9 protein-coding genes and 1 riboswitch are annotated in these 7952 nt (G+C 31.0%); of the genes, 5 read left to right on the top strand and 4 right to left on the bottom strand.

From position 1 onward, the window contains the following. Positions 1 to 234 precede the first annotated feature (234 nt). The 4 genes from ACI3VO_RS01145 (at position 235) to ACI3VO_RS01130 (ending at position 3727) form a co-directional block, all read left to right on the top strand. Positions 235 to 1623 carry a glycoside hydrolase family 1 protein gene (locus ACI3VO_RS01145; RefSeq protein WP_439756141.1) on the top strand — a complete coding sequence of 463 codons (1389 nt, stop codon included), beginning with the start codon at positions 235 to 237 and terminating at the stop codon, positions 1621 to 1623. Beyond that, the gene (locus tag ACI3VO_RS01140; protein ID WP_439756140.1) at positions 1613 to 2515 is read left to right on the top strand and encodes an ROK family protein; all 903 of its coding nucleotides are present in this window, start codon (positions 1613 to 1615) and stop codon (positions 2513 to 2515) included. The genes ACI3VO_RS01145 and ACI3VO_RS01140 overlap by 11 nt, the downstream gene beginning before the upstream one ends. Positions 2516 to 2536: 21 nt before the next feature. Next, positions 2537 to 2851, top strand: a complete 315-nt coding sequence (locus tag ACI3VO_RS01135) for a PTS lactose/cellobiose transporter subunit IIA (protein ID WP_439756139.1) — start codon at positions 2537 to 2539, stop codon at positions 2849 to 2851. 72 nt (positions 2852 to 2923) lie between these two features. Continuing rightward, positions 2924 to 3727 (top strand): type I phosphomannose isomerase catalytic subunit, encoded by an 804-nt coding sequence (locus ACI3VO_RS01130; protein ID WP_439756138.1) that lies wholly within the window; start codon positions 2924 to 2926, stop codon positions 3725 to 3727. Between the two features lie 123 nt (positions 3728 to 3850). On the opposite strand, the gene ACI3VO_RS01125 is transcribed toward ACI3VO_RS01130, so the two are convergent. The 4 genes from ACI3VO_RS01125 to ACI3VO_RS01110 are packed head-to-tail and all read right to left on the bottom strand — an operon-like array spanning position 3851 to position 6970. Further along, on the bottom strand, positions 3851 to 4378 hold the full coding sequence (locus ACI3VO_RS01125; RefSeq protein WP_439756137.1) for a CDP-alcohol phosphatidyltransferase family protein: 528 nt from the start codon (positions 4376 to 4378) through the stop codon (positions 3851 to 3853). 5 nt (positions 4379 to 4383) lie between these two features. Beyond that, entirely contained in the window at positions 4384 to 5145 is a 762-nt protein-coding gene (locus tag ACI3VO_RS01120) for a Rossmann-like domain-containing protein (protein ID WP_439756136.1), read from the bottom strand. A gap of 11 nt (positions 5146 to 5156) precedes the next feature. Next, a complete protein-coding gene (locus ACI3VO_RS01115; protein WP_439756135.1) occupies positions 5157 to 6344 on the bottom strand; it encodes a molybdopterin molybdotransferase MoeA in 1188 nt (395 codons plus the stop codon). Further along, entirely contained in the window at positions 6344 to 6970 is a 627-nt protein-coding gene (locus ACI3VO_RS01110; protein WP_439756134.1) for a class I SAM-dependent methyltransferase, read from the bottom strand. The genes ACI3VO_RS01115 and ACI3VO_RS01110 overlap by 1 nt, the downstream gene beginning before the upstream one ends. 213 nt (positions 6971 to 7183) lie before the next feature. Then, a riboswitch (FMN riboswitch) is annotated at positions 7184 to 7303 on the top strand. Positions 7304 to 7423: 120 nt separating this feature from the next. Here ACI3VO_RS01110 and ACI3VO_RS01105 point away from each other — a divergent pair. Beyond that, a partial coding sequence (locus tag ACI3VO_RS01105) for an FGGY family carbohydrate kinase (protein ID WP_439756133.1) occupies positions 7424 to 7952 on the top strand: 529 nt, incomplete at its 3' end.

The following is a 7952-nucleotide window of genomic DNA, read 5'->3' as shown; positions in this document are numbered from 1 at the left end:
CCATTCTTAAAAGCATTAGATAAGAGAAATTACATAGAAGAGCAAAATTTAGAAAAAGAAGATTCTGCTATGTAATTGAATTATAAATATATAGTTAGATTATAAATTAAAAAATTATTAAGCTAGTTAAATTAGAAAAAAATTACCCGTATATAAAAAAACTACCCATAATATAATAAAAAAACATACATAAATAAATTTAAAATTAATTAATTTTATAAAGGAGATATAGATATGACAGTACAATACGAATTTCCAAAAGGCTTTTGGTGGGGAACTGCTACATCAGGTCCTCAAGCAGAAGGAGCAGCAGATATAGATGGTAAAAAGATGAGTATTTGGGACTATTGGTATAAAGAAGAACCTAGTAGATTTTTCGACAATGTAGGTCCACAAGATACTTCTACATTCTATGCAAATTACAAAGATGATATAAAATTATTAAAAGAAACAGGACATAATTCATTTAGAACATCTATACAATGGTCAAGACTTATACCAGATGGAACTGGAGAAGTAAACCCAAAAGCAGTAGAGTTTTACAACAATGTTATAGATGAACTTATAGCAAATGATATAATGCCAATATTTAATATATTCCATTTTGATATGCCTATGTGCATGCAAGAAAAAGGTGGATGGGAAAACAGAGAAGTTGTAGATGCATATGCTGAATATGCGAAGAAATGCTTTGAACTATTTGGAGATAGAGTAAAGCATTGGATAACATTTAATGAACCAATAGTTCCAGTAGAAGGTGGTTATCTTTACGACTTTCATTATCCAAATGTAAAGGATGGAAAAAGAGGAGCACAAGTAGCATATCATACAATGCTTGCAAGTGCAAAAGCTATAAAAGCATATAAAGAATTAGGACAAGATGGTCAAATAGGAATAGTTCTTAACTTAACACCATCATATCCTAGAAGTACAGAAAATGAAGCTGATGTAAAGGCAGCTCATATAGCTGATTTATTCTTCAATAGAAGCTTCCTAGATTCTTCAGTATTAGGAGAAATCCCAGCTGAATTAATAGATTTATTAAAAGAACATGACGTATTACCTGTTTATGAAGAAGGAGATTTAGATCTTATAAAAGAAAATACAGTGCAATACTTAGGTGTTAACTACTATCAACCAAGAAGAATAAAAGCAAAAGAAAGTGAATATAAAGAAGATGTATTTATGCCAGATATGTTCTTCGATAACTATGAAATGCCAGGACGTAAGATGAATCCATATAGAGGATGGGAAATCTACGAAAAAGGTATATACGATATATGTACAAACTTAAGATTAAACTACAACAATATACCTTTCTATATATCTGAAAATGGTATGGGTGTAGAAGGTGAAGAAAAATACATAAATTCTGAAGGTGTAGTTGAAGACGACTATAGAATAGATTTCATAAAAGATCACTTAAAATGGTTACATAAAGGTATACAAGAAGGCGCTAATTGCAAGGGATATCATTTATGGACATTTATAGATTGTTGGTCATGGACTAATGCATATAAAAATAGATACGGTTTAATAGCATTAGATTTAGAAACACAAAAAAGAACTATCAAGAAAAGTGGTAGATGGTTTAAAGAGGTAGCTGATAACAATGGATTCTAAGAAAGTAGTTTGCTTTGATATAGGTGGAACATTTGTTAAATACGGTGTATTAGATTACGAAGGAAACATAATAGCTAAAGATTCATTTAAAACAAATATTGATAATGGACAAGAAATCTTAGATAATATGTGTGACGTAATTGAAAAATACATGAAAATATTTCAAATCGAGGGGATATCTATAAGTTCCCCTGGATTTGTAGATACTGAATTAGGTATTATTACAGCAGGCATAATAATTGAAGGATTTATGGGATTAAACGTAAAGGAATATTTCCAAAGTAGATTCAATTTGCCTGTAGCAATTGACAATGATGCCAACTGTGCTACAATAGCTGAACATAAATTAGGTAACGGAAAAGGTTGCAAGAATTTAGTTTGTGTAACTATTGGAACAGGTATAGGTGGAGGAATCATCATAAATAATGAAATTTACCATGGAAGTAAATTTATGGCAGGAGAGTTCGGATTTATGTTTATAAATGGAACAAAAAGAGAAAATCCAGAACAATATATTTATAGTAATTACGCATCTACAAGAGCATTAGTTGAAAAAGCATCAGCTAAATTAAATGAAGATATAGACGGAAAAGAAATATTTTCAAGAGCTGAATCAGGGGATTTAGCTTGCCAAGAAATATTAGAAAAATTCTATGACGATTTATCTTTAGGAATTTACAACTTAGCTTATATTTTAAATCCAGATAAGATCCTTTTAGGAGGGGCTATATCTCAACAAGAATGCCTGATAGATGAAGTTAAGAAAAGAATGGATAGATATGAATACAGCTTTTCTAAAAGTGTAAATGAATATGTAGACATAGACAGATGTAAATTTTTAAATGATGCAGGTCTAGTAGGATGTCTATGCAATTTTGTAAATAAATATTAAATCATAAAAGGGGGAGAAATAATGGATAGTCAACAAATTTTCGATGTATCATTTCAAATAATAGTAAGTAGTGGTGAAGCACGTAGTATGGCAATGGAAGCTATATCTTTAGCTAAAGAAGGTAAAATAGAAGAAGCTAGACAAATGCTACAAGATGCTAGAACAGAAATAAATAAAGCTCATAAACACCAAACAGAATTAATAACAGCAGAAGCAAACGGTGAAAAAAATGAAGTTTCTGTATTATTAATACATTCTCAAGACCACTTAATGAACGGTATGACAGTTCTTGATATGGCTGGAGAATTTATAGATGTATATGAAAAAATAAAATAATTAAAAGACAGCTCGAACCTTTCAAACATATACATCGTTTGAGAGGTTCAGTTGATTTAAGGAGGAGAAATAATGTCAATATTTAAAATGAAGCCCTATTATAGTGAAAAAATATGGGGATATGAAAAATGGAATTTATCAACTCACAAAGCAGGATCTTCTATAATAGAAGAAAACAACGAATCTTTATCAAGTTATCTAAAATCTGATCTTCCAATATTAATCAAAATAATCAAATCAAATGATTCCCTATCAGTTCAAGTACATCCCGATGATGAATTTGCAAGAAAATATGAAAATGACAATGGAAAAACTGAATGTTGGTATATATTAGAAGCTGATGAGGATGCGAAATTAGTTTGTGGTTTGAAGGAGGGGATCGATAAAGCTCAACTTAGGGATATTATTAAAAACGGTCAATTTTCAAACTACTTGGAATATATAAATGTAAAACCTGGAGATATGATATATATTCCTGCTGGAACTGTTCATGCAATAGGAGCAGGCATAAAATTAATTGAGGTACAACAAAGCAGTGACGTAACTTATAGATTGTATGATTGGGATAGAGGAAGGGAACTTCATATAGAAAAATCGTTAGAGGTTATAAATTATAACAAGGATAATGGGTTTGGAAAAATCGAAAAATTCGAAAAATTGGAAACTCCGTACTTTAAAGTTGAAAAGGTAAGGGTGGATGATTGCATTTGCGAATCAACTCAAGATAATTTTTGCTCATTTACTGTTATACACGGAAATGGAAGTGTAATTTTTGAAAATAAAGAGATGAAAATTAACCCAGAAGAAACTATATATATAGAACCAAATACTAAATATGAAATAAAAGGTAAATTAGAATTAATTAAAGCATATTAAAGATAGATATTTAAATAAAAATTATAAAATTTAATGAAAATATATAAAGGGAAATATTTGTTCTGCTCGTATTTTTTAATTAAAATACGAGCAGATTTAATGTTATATGAATATAATCTGTCTTTATTTAAAATAAGATTTTTTATCTAAATCAAGCGATGTAATAGTTGAGCAAATCAAAATTTCCTCGATTGAAGTAATTGTAGCAACTATAAAAACAAAATACATATAAAATTTGCATGAAATAAAATAATTTAAAATAGGATAAACAAAAATCAACAACCCAGTTAGTTTATTCAAATAAGTATGAATCATTCCAAACTGCTTAAATCTAATAAAAATCACGATTATAGAAGAAACCTTAATTAGAGCAATTACAAAAATCCATATCACCATATAAAAACTTAACTTTAAGATAGGTATAAACTTAAATAAAATAACTGAGATAATAAGTATATCTGCAACACTATCGAGTTTAGCACCGAATTCACTAGTAGCATTTATTTTACGAGCGATTAACCCATCTAACACATCAGTAATACCACATATTGTGTATATTAAAATAAAAGGTAAATTTACCGGATTTAAATAAAAAAGTACAATAGATAAAACTATTCTCGAAAAAGATAGAGTATTAGGTATATGCTTCATTTTATCTAAATTTTATCTAAGCTCACCATTTTTCCACCGTCAAAAAGTGTAAATTGTCCGCCAGATCTTATTATTTCATCTACCTTATTTTGTTTTGTAACTATATAGCCAGATAAATTAGTAATTCCATAATCAAATAAAACAGGTGCAAGCGGAACAGATGGACCAACTAGAGATACTTCAGCGTTTTTATTGATTATTTGTAAGAGTCTAGGAAGTGTTTTATTAGTAAAGGTCATTCCTGTTATAAATACAAAATCCTGTTCTGGTAAAATATATTCACATGCACTGTCTGGATAATCTCCATTAGATGGATTTCTCTCTAAAATAGAAAGCTCACATATATCTCCAAATTGTCTTTCGATAGCTGGAAAATGACCTATTACAGTTACCTTTTTACCTTTTACTTTATCGGCAAATGATACGAAGGCATCTTTTTGATGGCTACCTTCTTCTGGGCTAGAGTCTAGTTTAAATCCAGGAAGCTTTTCGACCTTTCTAAAGTCGTTGTAGTATGAGTTTATTGCAGCCATACCGAAAGATGCTTCTTCAAAGTTCCAAGATTTAATTTTTTCGGCCGCTTTTCTTAAAGGCATTCCTTTTAATGATTCTTCAATTATCATAGGACGAGAATGTCCCTTTACTGTCAAAGCAACTCCAGCGTTTTCGTTAGTTTTTACATTAGTCCAGTGAACTCCCATATTAAAATAATCTATGACGATATCCTCTGGTATACCTTTGATTAAATCATCGTATAAAGACCACATAATTTTTCCTCCTATAAATACTCAATATCTCTTAGAAGCTCGACTTCTATTAAATCCCCTTTTTTAAATGACTTTCCACCTAATTCAAATACATACATAGCATTTGCACTCATGCATCTAGCTAAATTCATAGATTTGAAGTTTAGAGGTGTGATGTAGTATTGGTCGCCTTCTTTTTTAACATCCATCATAGATAAGAATTCGGCATCTCCCCAGCATTCAAGGTCCTTTGTTATGATTCCAGTTATTTTTTGTTTAGCTACATTTGGTAATCCTAAGAATTTATTGACGATAGGATTTATACACCAATTTAAAGCATTGAAAGCTCCTATTGCAGGACCAGGCACGTTTATAACTGGTTTATTGTCTATCATAGCTAGACATAGTGGACGACCTGGAGCCCTAGTTGTCCAATGGCAGTATATTTTTCCTTTGCTTTTTAGAAGTCTAGCATTGAAATCCTCTTCTCCTTTAGATGATCCACCGTTTAGAATTACTATATCGCATTCAGATAATGCTTTATCTAAAGCTTGTTCAAGTAATTTGAAATCATCCTTTACGATAGGGTAGTTTATAACATCTGCTCCCATTTCCTTTAGCATAAATTTCGCTAGTACACTGTTGCTGTCGATGTTTTTTCCTCTAGTTACTTCCTGGCCGACAGCGATTAATTCGCTACCAGTAGGGATAAATCCTACTATTGGTTTTTTATAAACTGAAACCTCTGTTATACCTGCCATAGCTATAGCTGCTAAATCAGTAGGTACAAGCTTTACGTTTTTACCTAATACAAATTCATCGTATTTAAGTGAACTACCGGCCTTTTTAGTAAGACAACCAGGAGTTACTTTTATATCAGGATTTATATGAAGTTTGTTGTTTTCATCAAAAGACACATCTTCTATTCTTATTATTGAATCGTATTTATCATCAAAATCATCACCAGTATCAGCTCTGACGTATTCGCATCCTAATGTCCAGTTGCTAGTGTCAGGTATACCGTTTTCAAACATAGAAGAGCAAACGGCAATTCCGTCTAGCATGGAAGCTCTGACCATAGGAATTGTTACCTTAGAAAGTATATCTTCTGCTAAAACTCTGTTTAATGCTTCGTCAAGTGGTACTATTTCTGTTTTTCTATCTACGTTGTATTCTTCGAGAAATTTTTTCATTACTTCTTTACTCTTTGCTACTTTCATTATTTTTCTTCCTCCTTTGTAATAATAAACCATCTGCCACAGCTTGGATTTTCTAAAATTTCATAAGAGAAATTTAGACGGTCAAACATTTTTCTGTATTCATCTGTAGTCATAGTTTTTTGTTTTTTCTCCAAACATTTAGGCCAATCAGGGTTTACTTTTCTCATTTCTATTTTTATTTTTTTAGCTGTTTCTTCATTTCCAAGTCCTGTACCTATGTAGGTTTTTCCTCCTGGTGACAGAACGCGATAAATTTCCTTAAAGGCAAGCTCTAAATCCTTCCAAAAACCTATAGAGCCCCTGCTTATAATTAAATCAAAGGTTTCGTCTTCAAATGTCAGATTGTGAACATCTTGAATTGATACATTCACTTTATCAATTAAGTTCCAATCTTTAGCCCTTTTAGAAGCTATGGACAAGGCTTCTTCATTTATATCACAAAGGTCAGCTTGAAAAGCACCTTTTTTTAAAAGTGTCAAACCTAGATGACCTCCTCCGCAGCCTATATCTAAAACTTTACCAGCTGTAATATTTGTATATTTTATAATGTCGTCGGTAATTACATCGTATATTGGCATGAATATTTTATCTGCAATATTGTCGTATTCAAAAGCTGAAGTTTTCATAAGTTAGAGTCCTCCAAATTTAATTTTATAGTGTTTTGATATGTTAAGTTGTATTTAATATATATGTAAGTGAAATTTAAATGCATTTTTATAGTGTTTTGCCATAATAGTAATTCATTTGGAAAGTAATGTCAACAATTAAACTTTACTAATTTTTTTGTATTTTATTGACAGATTTTTACAATGAGACTACTATAAAACTATAAATATAATATATGTCTTCGGGGCAGGGTGAAATTCCCTACCGGCGGTGATAGCCCGCGAACTATTTTTAATAGCTGATTTGGTGAAATTCCAAAGCCGACAGTATAGTCTGGATGAGAGAAGAGAAAATGATGGTTTAGATAGTATTATGCTCGGAGATGTTTTTCTTCGAGCTTTTTTAGTATAGAAATATATACTTTTATATCCGAATTTATATCCGAAGATATAGGAAATTTGGAGGCATATTAAATGACAAAATATTATATTGGATTTGATTGTGGTACACAAAGCGCTAAAACAGCATTATACAGAGATGACATGGTTTGTATGGCTAAGACTCAGATAGCTACTAATTTAAAATGTCCAAAACCTGAATGGCTTGAAATGGATGTAAATGATTATTTATCAGGGGTAATAGAAGGGATAAAATACTGTGTTGAAACTAGCGGTATAGATCCTAAAGATATTAGAGCTATTTGTGGTGATGGTGTTATCTGCGGAATTGTCGGAGTTGATGAGGATTTAAATCCTATTACACCGTATATAAATTATTTAGATTCAAGAACTAAGGAAGATGCAAAATGGCTAAATGAAAATGTAGAGGCTATTTGGGCTACAGAGAGTGGAAATGCTTATGTTGATTCTTTTTATCCACCTTTATTTGCGCGTTGGTTTTTAAAAAATGTAGATGGATTTAAAGAAAATGGTGCAAAGCTTTTGAACAATGGTCCATATGTATTAGCTAAATTAGCTGGACTTAAGGCAAAGGATGCATTTA

The sequence above is a fragment of the Intestinibacter sp. genome (genome assembly GCF_051866655.1).
Lineage (GTDB): Bacteria > Bacillota > Clostridia > Peptostreptococcales > Peptostreptococcaceae > Intestinibacter.
This window is presented reverse-complemented; position numbering and strand designations above follow the sequence as displayed.

Coding starts and splice junctions, on each gene's coding strand:
- ACI3VO_RS01145 (WP_439756141.1), top strand. CDS start 235: ATGACAGTACAATACGAATTTCCAAAAGGCTTTTGGTGGGGAACTGCT.
- ACI3VO_RS01140 (WP_439756140.1), top strand. CDS start 1,613: ATGGATTCTAAGAAAGTAGTTTGCTTTGATATAGGTGGAACATTTGTT.
- ACI3VO_RS01135 (WP_439756139.1), top strand. CDS start 2,537: ATGGATAGTCAACAAATTTTCGATGTATCATTTCAAATAATAGTAAGT.
- ACI3VO_RS01130 (WP_439756138.1), top strand. CDS start 2,924: ATGTCAATATTTAAAATGAAGCCCTATTATAGTGAAAAAATATGGGGA.
- ACI3VO_RS01125 (WP_439756137.1), bottom strand. CDS start 4,378: ATGAAGCATATACCTAATACTCTATCTTTTTCGAGAATAGTTTTATCT.
- ACI3VO_RS01120 (WP_439756136.1), bottom strand. CDS start 5,145: ATGTGGTCTTTATACGATGATTTAATCAAAGGTATACCAGAGGATATC.
- ACI3VO_RS01115 (WP_439756135.1), bottom strand. CDS start 6,344: ATGAAAGTAGCAAAGAGTAAAGAAGTAATGAAAAAATTTCTCGAAGAA.
- ACI3VO_RS01110 (WP_439756134.1), bottom strand. CDS start 6,970: ATGAAAACTTCAGCTTTTGAATACGACAATATTGCAGATAAAATATTC.